Source organism: Paraliomyxa miuraensis, from assembly GCF_026337845.1.
In the GTDB taxonomy this organism is placed as follows: Bacteria; Myxococcota_A; Polyangia; order Nannocystales; family Nannocystaceae; genus Paraliomyxa; species Paraliomyxa miuraensis.
In genome coordinates, this window is record NZ_JAOVZF010000160.1 from 459,312 (window position 1) to 476,444 (window position 17,133).

Genomic DNA, 17,133 nt, shown 5'->3' on the forward strand with positions numbered 1-17,133 from the left:
GACACCGATCGAACCGGCTCGACCTCGACCACCAGGACCAAACCACCGCATGACCGCCGGGGCCGGCGCCCCTCAGGCCTCGCCGGGGGGCCACCACCCGTCGAGGACCGCCGCCAGCAGATCCAGGCGATCTTGCCCCCAGAGCAGCACCGAGCGCCCTTCTCGTTGGACCTCCATCGTCGGCACGCCGCACACCCCGAGCCCGCGCGCCCGCTCGGTGTTGCTGCGCAGCGCATCCTTGATGGACACGTGCTGCGCCCGAGCCAGCAGATCCGCCGCGGGCAGCCCCGCCGCCTCCAGCACGGCATGCAGACCCTCGGGCGTGTCGACCGCTCGATCCTCCGCCCACGCCGCCCGATAGATCGGCAGCGTGGCCGCGGGCTCACCCAGCGCCACCCGCAGCGGCAGCACGCTGCGCAGCGGAAAGTGCCGCGGAAACACGAACGGCACCCCCCAGCGCTCGGCCCAGTCGTGCAGATCGCGACGCACGTAGGCCTGCTTGGTCGGATTCATCTCCAAGAGCGGCACGTTCGCCGTCCCGATCTCCCGAAACAGCGCCCCCAGCAGGATCGGGACCCACTCCACCCGAATGCCGCGCGCGTGGGCGATCCCCTCGATCCGAGCGGCCGCCAAATAGCTGAACGGGCTCGAGAAGTCGTGGAAGAACGACACCCGGGTCCCCGAGGGCACGACTGACGCGGTCGCCTCCCATGGATCGGCCACGGTCCCTCCCAGAGCGCGCTCGACCAGCGGCAAGCGATCTCGTCCCCACCACAGGCGCTCGCCCACCACGAAGCTCGGCACCCCGAACGCTCCCCTGGCCGCCGCCTCGGCCGTGGCCGCGCGCAGCCCCTCCCGCAGGTCCGGCATCGCGAACGCATCGGCGGCCAGGCCGTGGCGCCCGGCCACCTCGGCCAGCACCCGCGGATCGGCCACGTCGTCCCCCTTCACCCAGTAGGCATCGAACAACGACCGCGACACCGCGCGTCGCAACGCCCCCGGCGGCGCCGCGAGGCACAGACGCATCGCCTCGACCGTGCGCCGCGAATGCGCCCTCGGAGTCCGTAGCGGCACCCCCAGCCGCGCCGCCGAGCGCTGGCGATCGAGCCCCAGCAGTCGACGCTTGGCCTCGCCCATCGACGCATTGGGATCGTCGGGGGCCCCCACCGCACGCAGGAGACCTCCCAGCAGGATCGGCCGCCATCGCACCTCCACCCCGCATCGCTGCCCCAGCGCCTCCACCTCGCACGCGGCGAGGTAGGCGTAGGGGCACACCACGTCGAAGTAGAAGTCGAGGGTCACGGCTCGTCGACGCCCGCGTAGCCCAGGCTACCGCCGGTGGGACGCGGCGTACCATCGATGTCGAAGGACGGATCCCCCATCGTCCACAGCGCCACGCCACCGTAGGGCGTCAGCGGCGGAGCGGTGAGCGTCATGTTTCCCTGCGCGGGCGCCTCGAAGTACACGGGGTTGTAGGGAGGCACCGCGATGTTGCTTCCCCCCGCGAAGTTGTTCGCATCGAACGCGTTGTTGCTCATCGCCAACGGGAAGCACGACAGCCCGATCGACAGCGGGTCGACCCCGACCACGATGCTGTTGCGAAGCGATCCGGTCGCGTTCGTGCACTCGATGCCGTCGGCGCCCGAGCCATCGTTGCCGGCGATGGTGCTGTACAGGATGTTGGCCTCGGCATTGAGGACCCGCACCCCCGTCGAGTTGCCGCCGAGGCCGTTGACCGCCACCACCGCGTTGTCCAGACGGACCACGCCCCCCGAGATCCGCAATCCGCCGTCCTCGTTGCCCGCAATCGCGCTGCGCCGCACGTCGAGCGTGCAAGGCTCGAAGTCGAACACGCCCCAGCCGGCGTTGCCACGCACCCGGACGTCGTCGAGGCGCAGCGAGCTCGCATTGCACATGATGCCATGGGTGAGCATGTTGCCGTCGACGCTCACGCCCTGCACGTAGCCGATCGCCTCGTCCTCGAACAACAGCGTGACGGCCTGCTGCACCGGATGCCCCGTCAGCACCGGATTGCCGTCACCGATGATCGCCACCGTCATCGGGCCCGTGAACACGGCACGCTCGGCGTAGGGCATCCCGCCCTTGATGCGGATCACACGGTTGTGCTCCGGCTCGAACGTCGCCGCCACGGCCTGCAGGCTGCACGACGGCTCCTGCTCGGTCCCCTGGCCCGGGCACGGCGCGGCGTTGTCGACCCACACCACCTCGTCGGGCGCGAAGCAGTGCCCCTGCAGGGGGTCGTCGTCCCCCAGGTGGCACGCGCTCGTCGGGCACTCCTCGTGGGTCGCGCAGGCCCGGCACTCGCCCGAGCCCGTGCACACCGGAGTCCCGTCTTCGCAGACCGCGTGATCGGCCTGCCCGCAGGACACGCAGTCACCATCGGCCACGTCACACGCAGGATTGGCAGGATCGCGCGCTCCGCAGAACTCGTCCCCACCCGCGGCATCACACCCCACGCAGACCGCATCGATGCAGAAGGGCCGCGCCGGATCGAGCTCGAGGCAGCCCGGATCGAGCTCCCCTTCGACCTCACACGGCGGCTCGCCCGTGGTGCTGTCGGCCCCGGTGCTGTCCACCGCCACCGTGCCTTCGCCCGTGGAATCGGACGAAGACGACGACTCACCTTCGTCGTCGGATCCCGTGGTTCCGCCATCGATCTGGCAGATCAGCGCCGGAGGGACCACCACGCACCCCTGGTTGTTGCTCTCGCACAAGCTGCAATGGGGACGATCGGTATACGCGGCGCGGCAGGTGAGGTCCCCCTGAAGGTCGGAGCAGTGCTCCTGGAAGCCCATCGAGCCCCCTGGGTCGACCTTGCACCCCCCAAGCGCCAGCAATCCGAAGGTGCAGATCGCCCCCCCAATCCGTAGGCCAAGGATCATGGCATGAGAGTACCACTGCCCGTGCCGATCGCCCGTGTTCGTGGCGGAGCCGAGGGTCGGGCGCGCCACGACCGAGGAATGGCCCCCGGGAGCCCCCTTGTCGGAGGAGCTGCGCCGTTGGGTCGATGCCCCGTGTCGCATCCGTGGATCGGCGAGTTTGTGGGCGCGCGACCCCAGACCGATCGAATCGCGCGGCAGGACCCACGTCGGAACATCGAGACGACGTCACGCACGGACCCGACGACCACGGGCCGAGCGCGACGCCAAAGGAGCCTCATGTCCATGTCACATCCCAATCCTCGCATCCATCCCGTTCCCACCGCTCGCCTCGCGCTGTCACTCACCGACCCGGGATCATCCGGGATCATCGACATCCAGGATCTGCGAGCCGAGCCGATCCCACTGTCACTATCTTCGTCGTTGTCGTGCGGATCGTCGACCACGTCGCCCCCGCCCCGCCCTCACCCATCTCCTCCTCGAGCTTGGCGAGCGGTGGCTGGGGTCGCGATGGCGCTGTGTCTGGGCGTGCTGGGGCTGTCGACCGCCCTCACCCCCACCGGCGAGCCCATGCTCGAGCATTCCGGGCGCACCTCCGGTCAGCTGGCCATGCACGAGGCCGTGACCGGTCCGGAGTCGCGGACCACGACGGCACCCCGAGTCTCCGAAGCCATGCACGCACGCCCAGCGGAGGTGCCCTACGAAGACGCTCCGGAGCTCGCAGAGGACGATCCCGAGCCCGCGGGGCCGGTGGCCGAGCCCGTGGCCGAGCCGGAGCCCAAGCCCACCAAGAAGGCGACCCGTACCCGCAGCACGGCCTCGTCGCGGAGCACCAAGGCAAAGGTCGCGACCAAGAACGAGACCAAGAACGAAGCCAAGGCCAAGGCCTCGATACCGGTCGAGTGCGTGCTCGACCCCTCGCGCTGTGATGACCGCGGATCCATCACCAAGACCACCGCCGCCGAGCCGAGCTCCCGTCCCGCCCCGCTCCCGGCCAAGCTCTCGACCAGCCAGCTCAAGCAGGCGTTCGCGACCACCAAGGCCGATGCGCGTCGCTGCGGGCCCGAGCACGGCGTGGATCCGGGCGTCACCGTACGCGTCAAGCTGTCGATCGAAGGATCGACCGGCTCGGTGCTCTCCGCCACCCCGCAGGACGAGCACGCCACCGGATCGCTGGGGCGTTGCGTCGCACGAGCGCTCGCGCAAACCGAGTTTCCACGGTTCTCGAGCACGCGCATGGGCACCATCTACTCGGTTCGCCTGTGAGCGAGACCCGTGCCAGCGCACGCTCCGCGATCGAGCCCGATGGCGCAAAAACGGGCCCCTGTGCCGGATCCGTGCTACGCCGGATCGCAATGATGAACAAGCCTGCGTCCCTTGCCGAACCCCGCGACTCCAACGACGACGTGCACCCGTCTGCGAGCGCTCGGTTTCGGCTCAAGATGAACGCGTTTGGCGACCTGGTCCCGGAGATCGTGCCAACCGAGGGAAGCAAGCGGTCCCCGGACCCCACCCCCCGCTGATGCGGATGCCATCGCTCGAGGTCGACGGCCGCTCCTCACACGAGAGGGCGGCCGTCGCCATCTCGGGACCATGGCCCCCTACCGCAGACCGAGCGCCGAATCGAGTTCGAAGGGGGCGAGCGCTGCGCCGAACGATGGACCCATGTCGACATAGCGATGCGGGTGCCAGAAATCGCGGGGATCATCGCCGAGCTCGAGCCAGCGCCTCCCCTGCGCGTCGCTTCGCACCGCGAACGTCGTCGATGCATGCTCGCCCGCCAGCGAGAAGTCGAGCTCCAGCCGATTCCCGGTGATGCGATAGGCCAGCGCTTCGGTGCTCCAGTCGTCGAAGTCCCCGCGGTGGAACCAGCCCACGCCGCGACCATCGATGCCGGCAGGACGGAGCTGATAGAGGGCAAAACCCCGCCCGCCGGTCGCATAGGGCACCAAGTCGATCCACATGTGTCCTGCCGGCGGGGGACCCGTGGGCGCGCCCGCTTGGGAGCCGGTCTCGGAGCTGCTGCGGGAGCTGGCCCCCACGCTGGGCTCGACGATCGCGTCGGACTCGCGAAAGTACCGAGTCGAGCCGTGCTCGCGCGGATCGTCCCGAAGCTCGAGCCAGTCGCGATCCTCACCGAGATCACGACCATGGCTCACCACGAACGGCACCTCGTAGTGCTCGCCGGTCTTGCGAAAGTCCAGCACCAGGCGATCGCCGACGACGTCGTAGTCGAAGCCGTGGGTGTTGGTCAGGCCGATCCGACCGTAGCGGTAGAGCCCCGTCCCATCGCCATGGAAGTAGTAGAAGCGCACGCGCTCGCCCCGTCCTCCCGTCTCGTAACGCCACCAGATTCCCGAGAGTGCCCGTAGCCGCGGCGCTACGTCGGTGCGCTCGCGCGCCGACTCGGACGTGGTCGACGGAGATCCGGCCCCCGTGTCGCGAAGGCGCTCGCGGTCCCCGAATGCACCCAGACCCATCGGCACCAGGACCACGGCAGCGGCGTAGAGCAACAGCGCCGGCCCCCGTTGGCGGAGCAGGCGACCGACGGCGCGTGCGGAAGCAACCATGGGCACCAGCATGGCATGTCGGGCCCCCGCCGCGATCGACGACCGGCCCGATGCACGCCATCGCCCCGCCCCCGAGCCCCTCGTCAGGGGTTCTGCGCGTCCTGCGGAGTTCCCCTTGCGCAAAGCTTCGGGGGGCAGCCACCCTCTGCCACGTGACCACCGTGGTGCTCGCCTCTCGCTCGCCGCGCCGCCTGGAGCTGCTGCGCTCCGCGGGCCTGCGCGTGCAGGTGCACCCGGTCGACTGCGACGAGAGCCCCGAGCCCCACGAGCCCGCCGTGGGCTACGCGCGCCGCATCGCGAGCACCAAGCTCGCCACCGCGCTCACCGACACCTCGTGGCCCCACCCGGCTCTCGCGGCCGATACGGTGGTGTGGAGCGAGACCACGGCCGCACCGCTCGGCAAGCCGCGCGATCGTCAGCATGCACGCCAGGTGCTGCAGGCGCTGGTCGGTGGGGATCACTTCGTGACGACCGCGTGGGCCGTGATGCACCCCCATGGCGCCCCCACCGTGGACCACGAGACCACCCGAGTATGGATGCGCCCGCTGTCCCACGACGAGCTCGAGCGCTACCTCGATACCGACGAGTGGCGCGACAAGGCGGGCGGCTACGGAATCCAGGGACACGCGGCCGGCCTGGTCACGCGCATCGAGGGCTCGTACACCAACGTCGTGGGACTTCCGCTGGCCCAGGTGCTGCAAGCGCTCGCGCGGGGAGAGCCCCAACCGTGAGCCACGCCGACGCAACGGTCGCCGACGTCGCCGCCCGCCTCGCCGCGGTGCGCGAGCGCATCGCCGCCGCGGTGGCCCGCCGAGGCGATGGCCCCGCCGTGCGCCTGGTGGGCGTGAGCAAGCGACAGCCCCTGACCGCAATCGAGAACGCCGCTGCGGCCGGTCTGCAGGACTTCGGGGAGAACTACGCGCAGGAGCTGCGGGACAAGCAGCAGGCCCATCCCCACGCGCCCTGGCGCTGGCACTTCATCGGCGCGCTTCAGAGCAACAAGGTCCGCCTCGTGGTCGGATGCGCGCTCGTCCACACCATCGATCGGCCCAAGCTCCTCCCCGCGATCGAGCACCACGCCGCCGAGCATGGTCACGTGCAGGACGTGCTGGTGCAGGTCAACGTGGCGGGCGAGGTCGGCAAGGCAGGCATCGCCCCCCACGAGCTCCCCGCGCTGCTCGACCGCTTCGCCGATCTACCCCACGTGCGCTGCCGCGGCCTGATGCTGATCCCGCCCGAGGCCAGCCCCGAGGCCACCCGCCCCCACTTTCGGGCGCTGCGCCACCTCGCCGAGGCTCAGGCCGCAACGTCGCGGCCCGGAGTCGTGCTCGAGGAGCTGTCGATGGGCATGAGCGCCGACTTCGAGGTCGCGATCGAAGAAGGCGCCACCCTGGTTCGCGTGGGCACGGCGATCTTCGGCCCGCGGCCATCTTCCAGATCCGATCCCCACGACGACACTGGCTGACCGGGTGTGCTACGAGGGAGATCCACGATGAGCCGCTACGATCCCCTGCTCTCGCGGACCGACGAGCGCCCCGACGTGTCGCTGCGTTGGGATCGCGACCGGCCGGTCGCAGCACGTCGCGGCGACACCGTGAGCCTGGCCCTGCTCGACGCTGGCGCGCTCGAGACCAGTCGCAGCGCCAAGTACCGCCGCCCTCGGGGCGCGTTCTGTCTGCGAGGCGATTGCGGTACCTGCCTCGTGCGCATCGATGGACTGCCCAACCGCCGCGCCTGCACCACCGTGGTGCGCGACGGATTGCAGGTCCAGCCCCAAAACCGCCTGGTCTCCGGCCCCGATCCCAGCGCGCTCATCGACACCATGATGCGCGGCGACATGGATCACCATCACTTCATGGTGCGACCGCGCGTGGTCAATCAGATCATGCAGGGCGTGGCCCGCAACCTCACGGGCCTGGGCACGCTGCCCGATCGCGCCGAGCCCGATGCTCCGGCTCGCCACGAGGAGCACCACCCCGACGTGCTCGTGGTGGGCGCCGGTCTCGCGGGCCGAGCCGCGGTCGAGGTGCTGCGGGCCGCCGGCCGCGAGGTCCTGTGGATCGACCGCCTCGATCGCGCGGGCCTGGTCGCCCAGAACGACGACGACGGCCTCGATGGGCTCTGCGATCAAACGGGAGTGTTCGGCGTGTATCCCCCCGAGCGCCTGTGGGCCGCGGTGACCGAGCGCCCCGGCGAAGGCGCAGTGCTGCGGTCGATCGCCCCCCGGCACGTCGTGGTGGCCACGGGCGCGCGCGATCCCACCATCCCGCTGCCCAACAACGATCGACCGGGCGTCGTGTCGGCGCGCGGGCTCGTCGAGCAGCTACGGCGCAGCGGGGCGCGCCTGCGTGCCCCCGCGGTGGTGATCGGAGCGGGCGCCCACGCCCAGGCTCTGGCCCGTGCCCTCGATCGCCCATGCATCGATCCGGCCGCGGTCGAACGGATCGAAGGCAGCCCCGTCGAAGCCGTGCGCATGCGCGACGGCAGCGCCTGCGAGGCTCGCCTCGTGGCGCTGGCCGCCCCGCCCGCCCCCGCCTACGAGCTCGTTCGTCAGGCCGGCGCCTCCGTTCGCTGGGATGGCCATGGCTTTGCGATCGTGCGCGACCAGGCGGGCCGCTGCGCCCTCGGGCCATGGACCGTCTGGGCCGCCGGTGACGTCTGCGGGCACCAAGGCCTCGCCGCGGGCGACGACGGCCGCCGGGTGGCCCAGGCCCTGCTCGCCGCCAGCTCGTCATCGTCGGCCCTCTCACCCACGCCCTGAGCCCGAGCCGCCACACCATGTCACGCCGAAGCTTCGTGTGCCGCTGTGAGGACGTCACCCGCTCCGAGCTCGAGCATGCCATCGAGCTGGGCCTGACCGACGTCGAGGAGCTCAAGCGCTACACCGGCCTCGGCACGGGGCCATGCCAGGGCAAGGAGTGCATGAGCGTGCTCGTGTCACTGCTCGTCGATCGCGGTCTGGCCGATCCCGGCACCGTGCAGCCGTTCACCGCCCGTCCCCCCACCGAGCCCGTCACCCTGGGCGCACTCGCATCGGCCGCCCCGCGAGCGACCCAGACCAAGCCCCAGACCAGGCCCCAGTCCAAGCCCCAGTCCGGAGGTACGCGATGATCGGCCAGGCCAAGGCTGCGGCCATGGGCCGACGCGACGCTCCCCTGCCGCCGCGCGTCGACGTTGCGATCATCGGCGGCGGCATCATGGGCCTGTCCACCGCCTATCATCTCGCGCGAAGCACCAAGCTCCGGATCGCCGTGCTCGAGCGCGAGTACCTGGTCTCGGGGGCCTCGGGCCGCAACGGCGGGGGCCTGCGCATGCAGTGGGGCGACGCCGGCAACGTCGCCCTGATGATGGAGAGCATCGAGATGTGCCGAGGCCTGGCCCAGGAGCTCGGCATCAACCTCTGGTTTCGCCAGGGCGGCTATCTGTTCCTCGCGCGCTCGGAGGCCGGCGAGGCGAGGCTGGTGCGCAACGAGCAGCTCCACCGCGAGCTCGGTGCCCCCACCCGCCTGCTCACCGGCGCCGAGGCGCTCGAGATCGTGCCCCAGCTCGACGTCTCCGAGGTCCGGCTGTGCGCCTTCAACCCCGACGATGGCGTCGTCTTTCCCTGGCCGTTCGTCTGGGGCTATGCGGGGCAGGCGGTGGCACGTGGCGTCACGGTGCGCACCCACACCGGCGTCGAGCGCATCGAGGTGCTCGCCGATGGGCTGCGGCTGCACCTCTCCACCGGCGAGCGACTCGATGCCGACCGGGCGCTCAACGCCACCGGCGCGTGGAGCATCGAGCTCAACCGCTCGCTCGGAATCCACCTGCCCAATCACCCCCACCGCCACGAGATCATGTCGAGCGAGCCGCTCAAGCCGTTCCTCGATCCACTGGTCGTCGATCTCTCCACCGGCCTCTACTTCTCGCAGAGCACCCGCGGTGAGGTCGTGGCGGGCATCACCATGGAGGACGACGGCCCCACGCCCACCGAGGTCGATCTCGGCTCCTCGCGCCGCTTCCTCTCCGTGCTCGGCCAGGCGCTCGTCCACATCATGCCCGTCACCGCGCGCCTACGCGTGCTACGGCAGTGGGCCGGCCCCTACGACGTGTCTCCCGATGGCGACGCGATCGTGGGGCCGAGCCCCGGAGTTCCGCGTCTCTACCAGGTCTGCGGGTTCACGGGGCACGGCTTCATGATGGCGCCCGCGGTCGGCAAGATCGTCGCGGAGCTGCTCGCCACCGGCAAGCGCCACCCCATGCTCGAGCGCTGGGATCCGGCCCGCTTCGGGCGGGGCGACAGCACCCGACGCGAGGACATGATCATCGGGTGAGCGCCATGAACGATCCGCACATGGACGAAACGGGAGCCGACGACACGGGTGCGGAGCAGCAGCGGCAGCATGCCCGTGCGGCCGCGCTCACCGCTGCCGTCACCCCATGCCTGGCCCGGCTCGACACCCCGGCGCTGGTGATCGATCTCGACGCCGTCGAGCACAACGTGGCCGCGATGGTACGCCGCGTGGGCGATGCCCGCCGCTGGCGCCCGCACATCAAGACCATCAAGCAGCCCACGCTCGTGGGGCTCTTGCTCGACGCCGGGGTCCATCGCTTCAAGGCCGCGACCGTGGCCGAGGTCGAGCTGGTGCTCGAGGCCGCCGAGCACCGCACGCTGCCCCAGCCGGTCGACGTGCTGCTCGCCTATCCCGTCGCTCCGCCCCAGCTGCAGGCGATGCTCGCCCTGCGGCGCGCCCATCCACGGGCCCACCTGGGGCTCTTGGCCGACTCGCCCGCGCACGTTCTCGAGCTCCGCGATGGGATCGGCGCCCACGACGAGCTGCCCGCGCTCGCGCTGTGGCTCGACGTCGACGTCGGCATGCACCGCACCGGCAGCCCGCCCGAGGTGTGGCGCGACGCCGAGCTCCAAGGCAGCCCCTGGCTCGTGCTCGAGGGCCTCCATGGCTACGAAGGGCACCTGCAGTGGACCGAGCGCGAGCCCGCGTTCCGCGGCTACGATGCCCTGTGCCAGCTCGCCACCGTGCTCGGCGTGCGGCAGCTCTGCACGTCGGGCACCCACGGCTACGCCCACGCCCTCGCCCACCCCGGGCTCGCCGGGGGCCCGTGGTCGCATCAGGTCAGCCCCGGAACGCTCGTGCTCTCCGATCGTCGCTCGGCCCGTGCGGCCGCCGACCTCGGGCTCGAGCAGGCCGCGTTCGTCTGCAGCCGCGTGGTGGCCCGCCCCGGCGACGATCGGATCACCCTCGATGCCGGCAGCAAGGCGATCGCCCCCGACTGTGCCGCCCCGGGCTGCGCGGTCCTTGGACGGCCCGACTGGGAGCCGCTGACGGCGAGCGAAGAACATCGACCCGTACGGATTCCCCGTGGTCCTCGCCCCGATCGCGGGAGCCTTTGGTGGCTCGTCCCCGATCACGTGTGCACCACCGTCAACCTCCACGCCGAGGTGCTCTACGTGCGCACCAACACCGTGGTCGGCTCGGCTCCGGTGCTGGCCCGCGGACATCGTCCGTGGCTGACCCCCTGGCTGCCCCCCCTCGGCATGCTCGCGGCCCTCGCCGCGCTGGGCCCCACGACCGGCTGCCAACCCAACGTCACCGAGATCGACGTGCAGCTGGTGCTGCCCCCCGACGACGTGGATCTGCAGCGCACCAACAACGTCAGCGTGGTGCTCGACCCCGAGGGCTTCTCCAGCACGATCGCGACCGACGGCCTGGACTTCGCGCTCTCGTTCGAGGTGCCCCCCGATGGTCGGCTGCGGACCTTGTCCGTCTACCTCGCCGAAGACGAACAGCTGCTCGCCTGGGGCGGAACCCCACCGTTCACCTACGCCAGCGCCTTCGGAGGCCTGGCGCTGCTCCTGGCTCGGCCTGGCACCCTCACCCCTCTCGATCTCGAGTTCACCGCCCCCGATGCCGCCGCCCTCGCCGCGCCCGTGGCCGATGCCGGCGTCCTGGTCCTCGCCAGCGACGGCAGCGCGCTCTACCTCGATGCCTACCAGTACACGCTGCAGGCCGCGGCATCGCTCCTCGACGGGCCCGCGGCCAGCGACGGCGTGCTGGTGGGCGCGGCCGACGGTGGGATCGTCCGCGTGGCATGGGCCGACGGCTTGGCCGCGTGGCGCTTCGATGCCGTGGCCAATGTCTGGCAGGCGCTCGAGCTCGAAGGCGACCTGCGGCCTCGCCCCGACGCCGCCGTCTGGGTCTCTCCCGGCGAAGGGATCCTGCGGCTGTTCGGCGGGGCGTCTGCTCTCGACGTCGTGGAGCTCTCCCTGCCCGGCGACGAGCCTCGCCAGGTCACCGTGGTCGAGGGCCTTGCCCTCGATGCGCCACGACCCGGCGCCGTCGTCATCGAGCTCGATGGGCACCCCATCGTGGTCGGAGGTCACGATCCTTCCCTGCCCCTCGCCTGGCAGGCCGACGCAGCACGAGGCACCGAGACGCTCGGCGCGTGGACGTCCATGGCCTGTGCCCCGCTGATCCACGACCCCCCGCAGACGCTGTGCATGGGCGGGATGCGCGAGGACGACCCCACGGCCGACGCGCTTGGCCTGTGGATCGACGATGGCATGCTGCACCTCGAAGAGCGATCACAGCTGTTGCCCCTGCCGCTCTCCGCTCCGCTCGTGCTCTCCGACGACCTGGCCCTCTACGCCCAGGGCGACGGTCATTGGCTACGGATCGCTCGTACCGACCTCGCGGTCACCGAGCTGCCCAGCCCCGCCCCGCGGGCGTCGGGAGGCAGCGTCACGCCCTTGCCCTCGGGAGCCATGCTGCTCGTCGGTGGGCTCGACGTCGACGGCGCTCCGCTCGAGCACTGGTACGCGTTCGCCCCGACCATCACTCCGTAGCGTGCATTCGTTCCTCGTCGGGTGCCCGCCGCCCGTGCGCTGGGGATCGACCCGTCGCCCGCGGGTTGCATCCGAGCGCCGGAGGTAGAACGCTACCGCACGTGGAGCTCGTCGGCATCGCGATCGTGCTCGGAGTGGCCGCCCTCGCCGTCATCGTGGCGCGCGGCGGGCTGAGCGGAGCCCGCTACACGATCACCGTCCGCGGCGAGGGCCCCGAGGGCATCCGCATCCAGGGAACGGTGCCCGGTCACCCACCGGGTGACGTAGCCGCCTTCCTCGCCGATCTCTCGCTCCCCGAGGGCGCACGCCTGATGGGCATTCCAGAAGGAGATCGCGTCGTGCTGCGCTTCTCATCCTCCGTGCCCGAACACCTGCACCAGCGATTGCGCAACTATTTCTACCTGCAGAGATAGCGCCACGGTCGTGGTCTTTCGCTCGTCGACCGGACCCTCCACGCATCATCCCATGGCCGCCTGCGCCACCACACGGGCGAGGTGACGCGCCGCATCGCCCTCGCCCACCCACGCCTCCTCGTACCATCGCACCTCGAGCCCCGCCGCCTCGACCAGCACCCGCGCCTCGCCCGGATCCAAAAGGAAGCGCGCGCTGGGGCTCGCATGTCGCTCGAGGTTCGTCGTCGTCGGATGGATCCACACCAGGCGACCACCGGGCGCCAGCGTAGCGGCCATGCACGGCACCAGCGCCCGCTGCAGATAGAAGCTGCACAGCACCAAGTCCCACGGTCCCGGCGGCAGCGGCTCGCACTCGAGGTCCCGCGGCTCGACCTGCAGCACCACTCCGCGGTGCCGCGCGTGCTCCGTCGCCCGAGCCAGCCCCACGTCCGACACATCGACCATCGTCACCGACAGCCCTCGCTGGGCCAACCACACCGCGCTGGCCCCCGCACCCCCGGCCACGTCGAGCGCCGCGCCCACCGTGGGCAGCCACTGCGACAGCTCCGTCAGCGCCGCCGACACCCGACCAAACCCGGGACCGGCCGCCCCGTGCTTGCGATTCCAGCGCTCGCGATCCTCCTCCGCCACGCGCCTCACGGCTCCTGCAAGTACTCGCGATGGAACGCCACCCGCGACCGCCACTGCTCGAGCGTCAGCCGGTGACCATTGCCGAGCCCCGGCTCCGCTTCGAGTTCGTCCAGCACCGCATTGGCCTGGTCGTAGCGGCCCGTCACCACGCACGCGCTCACCAGCAGCTCCCGCGCCTCGCGAACGAACTCCGGCCCCGGCAACCCGCGATCTCGATGAGCATTGGCCACCGCATCCTCGAGCAGCGGACGCGCAGGCCCTGCGAGCTGCTCGTTGAGGAGCTGGCGGGCCAACAGATAGCTGCCCAGGCTCCGGTATCCCGGCAGATCGCGGATCTGCTGCGCCGCAAACACCCGCTGCACCGCCCCCGACGCCGCATCATCGTCGGTTTCGAACAACCGATAGAAGCTGACCACCAGCGGCGCCAGATCGGCATCGTCGGCCGCAGCGCGCTTGAGCAGCAGCCCACGTCGCTGCGATTCCGACAGCGGCAACTGCAGCGCCTGATCGAGCGCCTGCACCGCGACCGCCAGCTCGCCTGCCGCCAGCGCCACGTCGGCCCTTCGCTCGAGCACGATCGCCTGCAGCGTCACCGTGAGCTCGGGTGTCGCCATCGCCTCCTCGAGCACCTCCAGCGCCTCCTCGAAGCGCCCCGCCACCGCCAGCCCCTGCGCGAGCCCCAGCTTGTGCTCGGGCTCCTCCGGCTCGATCTCGCACAGCGTCCGAAAGCCCTCGACCACGGTCTCGAGCCGTCCTCGCGCCTGCGCCAGCGCCACCTCCTGCAGCAGCGTCGCCGCTCGGTGAGCACACGGCCGCTGGAACACCGAGCGCCGCGCGAAGCGCTGCGCCTGTGCCCTGACGTCGTCCTCGGTCACCCCCTCGCGCTCGCTCAGGAACGTCGACCACTGCTGCTCGAGCGACGTCAGCGACTCGCCGTAGGCCGCCTCGAAATTCCCTCCCGTGCGATAGAGCTCCCCCAGCCGGTCGAAGCCTCGCGTGTCGAGCAACCACCGACAAAACGAACCCGCCGTCGTATAGGCGATCCGCGACGACCGGGTGAAGAACGCCGGCCCCATGATCTCCGCCAGCGGCGGCCGCTTGCCCAGCCGCTCGAGCACCGTCGCTTGATCGTGCAGATCCAGCCGGTCGGCGGCCCGCGGCGCCATCGCGGTGGCAAAGCCCTCGATGAGCGCGATGTTGGGCACCACCCCATCCATGCTCACCCCGAACAAGCGGTCCCCCACCGTCTTGCCAAACACGTGCGCCAGCTCGTGGGGAAGCACCGGATGGGGGAAGCCCCGCCAGTCCAGGTAGATCTGCTGACGCCAGGGCGCGGCGACCTGCACCGTCCCTGCTCCCATCAGCTGCCGCTTCTGCCCCGCGTTCAGGAACACGAAGCTACGCACCTTGCCCTCGGGCGCGCGTCCCATGACCTGCGACAGCTCGTGCCACGCCAGCTCGTGGTCGGCCGCCACCGCATCGATCGAGCGTGCCGTGGGCGACCGTGGATTAAAGTGGATGATGAAGTGCTCGGTCTCCCGGGTCCCCGACAGCACCTCGGTGATGCTCTCGACATCGGCCGTAAAGCCCATCGCCGCCCCCCGCAGGCCGATCCACGCCGCCAACCCACCGGCCACGAGCACCGGTGCGCCCCCCGGCAGCGCAGCCCGCCACGACACCGGCCTCGTTGGGCGAATCGTGCTCGGATCGACCCACAGCCGCCAAAGCCCCAGCCCGGCCCCGGCCGCGAGCACGTTGTAGGCGCGAAACCCCAGGTAGGTCGGTCCCACCGAGACCGCCTCGTCGTAGATCGCCCCCGAGAAGTAGCCCCAGAACGGATCGAACGCAAACACCACCGGGTCGGCCCACAGCCGCCAAAGACCGATCGCGGTGGAGATCGCGGGAATCGATCCCCCGAGCACGATCTGCACCCAGCGCCGCCGCGCCCAGAGTCCTCCCCACAGCCCCGCGACCCAGCCCATGCACGCCGACAGGCACGGTCCCATCACGAAGAACCCCAGGCCGCCCCACGGATCGCAATTGCGCTGCCACAGCTGCGACACCAGCAGCAGCACCAGGGCCAGGCCCATCAAGATCCCCAGCTCCGTGCTCGCTCGCGCCGCGAGGCGTCGCACCGGGTTCGTCTCGACCGCCTCACCACGCAGCGCCCGAACTCCGTCCACCCCCACCGCCACGCCCAGCGCCGCCGCCAGCGGCGACAGCAACAGGCCGTTCTCGTAGCCCAGCGTGCCCGCCAGCGGCACGAAGCTCAGCGCGCCCACCACCACGGCGGTGAGCCAGCGTCGCCGCAGTCGCGGCTCGGAAAGATGGCGACGCACGGCGATGCGACCGGTCACCCGCGTCAGTATAGGGACCCAGCCGCCACCCGTGTAGCATCCGCCCGATGCAGTACCGCGCCTGGTTCTCGCCCGTCGACGGCTCGCCCGGCCGCTGGCCCCTCCACGAGGTGATCTACCGCGCCCCCTCCGGCGCGCTGCTCGAGGTGGAGCACGATCACCAGGCGCTTCGCGCCCGCTCTCCCGCCGCCTGGATGCGGCTGTTCGAGGAGCGGTACCTGCGAACGCAGTGGCCCCATGGCAGCGGAGTCTGGGGCAAGAAGGAGTGGGTCCAACCCCACATCGCCGACGAGAACATCGTGTCCCTGCTCGAAGGCGGCACCAACCTGTTCTGGGCCGAGCGCTACGGCCACCAGCTCGGCGTCCCCGATCTGTGGATCAAGCAGTGCGGCACCAGCCACACCGGCTCGTTCAAGGATCTCGGCATGACGGTGCTGGTCAGCAGCGTCAAACAGATGATCGCCGAGGGCAAGCCCATCCGCGCGGTCGCGTGCGCGTCCACGGGCGACACGTCCGCGGCCCTCGCCGCCTACGGAGCGGCCGCGGGGATCCCCGTGATCGTCCTGCTCCCCCGAGCCAAGGTGAGCGCCGCCCAGCTCATCCAACCCATCGCCAATGGTGCCATCGTGGCCAGCCTCGACACCGACTTCGATGGCTGCATGCGCGTGGTGCAGCGCCTCACCCAGGACTCCACCATCTACCTTGCCAACTCCATGAACAGCCTCCGCGTCGAAGGGCAAAAGACGATCTCGATCGAGATCGTGCAGCAGTTCGACTGGGAGGTCCCCGACTGGGTCCTCGTCCCCGGCGGCAACCTCGGCAACGTCAGCGCCATCGCCAAGGGCTTCGACCAGATGCTCGACCTCGGTCTCATCACCAAGCGCCCCCGCTTGGTGTGCTGCCAGGCCAAGCAGGCCAACCCCCTCTATCTGGCCTACCTCAAGGCCAAGGCGGCGGGGCGTCCCATCGCGCTCGAGGACTTCGAGCCCGTCGTGGCTGGTCCAACGCTCGCGTCCGCGATCCAGATCGGCAACCCGGTGAGCCTACCCAAGGCCGTTGCCGCCCTGGGTCGGTTCGACGGCATCGTCGAGCAAGCCGACGAGGCCGAGCTGGCCAACGCAGCCGCCCGGGCCGATCGCACCGGGATGTTCAACTGCCCCCACACCGGCGTGGCACTGGCCTGTCTCGAGAAGCTCGTCGCCGCCAACACCATCACCAGGGGCGATCGAGTGGTCGTGATCTCCACCGCGCACGGCCTCAAGTTCACCGAGTTCAAGACCCGCTACCACCAGGGCCAGCTCGGCTTCTCCACGCCCCACGCCAACCTTCCCGTGGAGCTCGGGCACGACCCGGGCCAGGTGGTGGACGCCCTCCATCGCGTGCTCGACGAGCGCACGTCGTGAGCCCCGATGGTGGCAG

General features: G+C 70.7%; 14 protein-coding genes. 9 read left to right on the forward strand and 5 right to left on the reverse strand.

Annotated elements, in window-relative coordinates:
• Positions 1 to 72: 72 nt before the first annotated feature.
• Both OEB96_RS35175 and OEB96_RS35180 read right to left on the reverse strand, forming a co-directional pair.
• Positions 73 to 1,302: a 2-hydroxychromene-2-carboxylate isomerase gene (locus OEB96_RS35175; protein WP_266221233.1), complete on the reverse strand. Its 1,230-nt coding sequence runs from the start codon at positions 1,300 to 1,302 to the stop codon at positions 73 to 75.
• Positions 1,299 to 2,903 (reverse strand): hypothetical protein, encoded by a 1,605-nt coding sequence (locus OEB96_RS35180; protein ID WP_266221234.1) that lies wholly within the window; start codon positions 2,901 to 2,903, stop codon positions 1,299 to 1,301. Before OEB96_RS35180 ends, OEB96_RS35175 begins: the two co-directional genes overlap by 4 nt.
• 492 nt (positions 2,904 to 3,395) lie before the next feature.
• On the opposite strand from OEB96_RS35180, the gene OEB96_RS35185 reads away from it, so the two are divergent.
• On the forward strand, positions 3,396 to 4,166 hold the full coding sequence (locus OEB96_RS35185; protein ID WP_266221235.1) for a hypothetical protein: 771 nt from the start codon (positions 3,396 to 3,398) through the stop codon (positions 4,164 to 4,166).
• A gap of 335 nt (positions 4,167 to 4,501) precedes the next feature.
• On the opposite strand, the gene OEB96_RS35190 is transcribed toward OEB96_RS35185, so the two are convergent.
• On the reverse strand, positions 4,502 to 5,470 hold the full coding sequence (locus tag OEB96_RS35190; protein WP_266221236.1) for a hypothetical protein: 969 nt from the start codon (positions 5,468 to 5,470) through the stop codon (positions 4,502 to 4,504).
• A gap of 152 nt (positions 5,471 to 5,622) precedes the next feature.
• Here OEB96_RS35190 and OEB96_RS35195 point away from each other — a divergent pair, with 152 nt between their 5' ends.
• The 7 genes from OEB96_RS35195 to OEB96_RS35225 all read left to right on the forward strand — a co-directional run bounded on the left by OEB96_RS35195 (position 5,623) and on the right by OEB96_RS35225 (position 12,727).
• On the forward strand, positions 5,623 to 6,201 hold the full coding sequence (locus tag OEB96_RS35195; RefSeq protein WP_266221237.1) for a Maf family protein: 579 nt from the start codon (positions 5,623 to 5,625) through the stop codon (positions 6,199 to 6,201).
• The gene (locus tag OEB96_RS35200; RefSeq protein ID WP_266221238.1) at positions 6,198 to 6,935 is read left to right on the forward strand and encodes a YggS family pyridoxal phosphate-dependent enzyme; all 738 of its coding nucleotides are present in this window, start codon (positions 6,198 to 6,200) and stop codon (positions 6,933 to 6,935) included. Before OEB96_RS35195 ends, OEB96_RS35200 begins: the two co-directional genes overlap by 4 nt.
• Positions 6,936 to 6,962: 27 nt before the next feature.
• Positions 6,963 to 8,231, forward strand: coding sequence for a 2Fe-2S iron-sulfur cluster-binding protein (locus OEB96_RS35205; protein WP_266221239.1), 1,269 nt, complete (start codon positions 6,963 to 6,965; stop codon positions 8,229 to 8,231).
• A 17-nt stretch (positions 8,232 to 8,248) separates the two neighbouring features.
• Positions 8,249 to 8,581 carry a (2Fe-2S)-binding protein gene (locus OEB96_RS35210; RefSeq protein ID WP_266221240.1) on the forward strand — a complete coding sequence of 111 codons (333 nt, stop codon included), beginning with the start codon at positions 8,249 to 8,251 and terminating at the stop codon, positions 8,579 to 8,581.
• Positions 8,578 to 9,783 (forward strand): NAD(P)/FAD-dependent oxidoreductase, encoded by a 1,206-nt coding sequence (locus OEB96_RS35215; protein WP_266221241.1) that lies wholly within the window; start codon positions 8,578 to 8,580, stop codon positions 9,781 to 9,783. The genes OEB96_RS35210 and OEB96_RS35215 overlap by 4 nt, the downstream gene beginning before the upstream one ends.
• Before the next feature lie 5 nt (positions 9,784 to 9,788).
• Complete coding sequence (locus OEB96_RS35220) at positions 9,789 to 12,314, forward strand: alanine racemase (RefSeq protein WP_266221242.1); 2,526 nt, start codon at positions 9,789 to 9,791, stop codon at positions 12,312 to 12,314.
• A 101-nt stretch (positions 12,315 to 12,415) separates the two neighbouring features.
• Positions 12,416 to 12,727, forward strand: coding sequence for a hypothetical protein (locus OEB96_RS35225; RefSeq protein WP_266221243.1), 312 nt, complete (start codon positions 12,416 to 12,418; stop codon positions 12,725 to 12,727).
• Between the two features lie 45 nt (positions 12,728 to 12,772).
• On the opposite strand, the gene OEB96_RS35230 is transcribed toward OEB96_RS35225, so the two are convergent.
• Complete coding sequence (locus OEB96_RS35230) at positions 12,773 to 13,366, reverse strand: class I SAM-dependent methyltransferase (protein WP_266221244.1); 594 nt, start codon at positions 13,364 to 13,366, stop codon at positions 12,773 to 12,775.
• The gene (locus tag OEB96_RS35235) at positions 13,363 to 15,714 is read right to left on the reverse strand and encodes a hypothetical protein (protein ID WP_266221245.1); all 2,352 of its coding nucleotides are present in this window, start codon (positions 15,712 to 15,714) and stop codon (positions 13,363 to 13,365) included. Before OEB96_RS35235 ends, OEB96_RS35230 begins: the two co-directional genes overlap by 4 nt.
• 47 nt (positions 15,715 to 15,761) lie before the next feature.
• On the opposite strand from OEB96_RS35235, the gene thrC reads away from it, so the two are divergent.
• Entirely contained in the window at positions 15,762 to 17,117 is a 1,356-nt protein-coding gene (gene thrC, locus OEB96_RS35240) for a threonine synthase (RefSeq protein WP_266221246.1), read from the forward strand.
• The last annotated feature ends 16 nt before the right edge of the window (positions 17,118 to 17,133 follow it).